Origin of the sequence: Salmonella sp. NW38, from assembly GCF_051807745.1 — a bacterium.
GTDB classification, from domain to species: domain Bacteria; phylum Pseudomonadota; class Gammaproteobacteria; order Enterobacterales; family Enterobacteriaceae; genus Salmonella; species Salmonella enterica.
Window position 1 is genome coordinate 1 of record NZ_JAMMTO010000038.1, and the last position, 439, is coordinate 439.

General features: G+C 71.5%; 1 protein-coding gene. It reads left to right on the forward strand.

Annotated features, from left to right (window positions below; translation table 11 throughout):
- Nucleotides 1–439 (forward strand): tetratricopeptide repeat protein (locus NA624_RS23020; RefSeq protein ID WP_439040301.1); only part of this gene is annotated, 439 nt, incomplete at both ends.

Sequence of the window (439 nt, forward strand, 5' to 3'; positions counted from 1 at the left end):
GCTGCCGGCGGACACCCCGGTTTGCGGCGCGCGCGCCGGGTGGGGCGTTTACGTGCCGGGGGCCGTCATTGCGCTGGTCGTGGCCGCCATCAGTTACTCACAGACCGGCAGCTATCAGCAGGTCAGGGCCTGGCAGCAGGCGACGGCGCAGACGCCCGGGCTGCTGGCGCGGGCGCTGGACCCGCAGGCGCAGCCGCTGAATGAAGAGGAGATGGCGCGGCTGGCGCTGGGGCTGCGCACCCGCCTGCAGAATGATGCCGGCAATGTTGAGGGCTGGCTCATGCTGGGGCGCATCGGTATGGTACTGGGTAATGCCGGTACCGCCACCGGGGCGTATGCGAACGCCTGCCGCCTGGACCCGAAAAACCGCGATGCGGCGCTGGGCTACGCGGAGGCGCTGACGCGCTCGTCCGACCCGGAGGATAACCGCCGCGGCGGG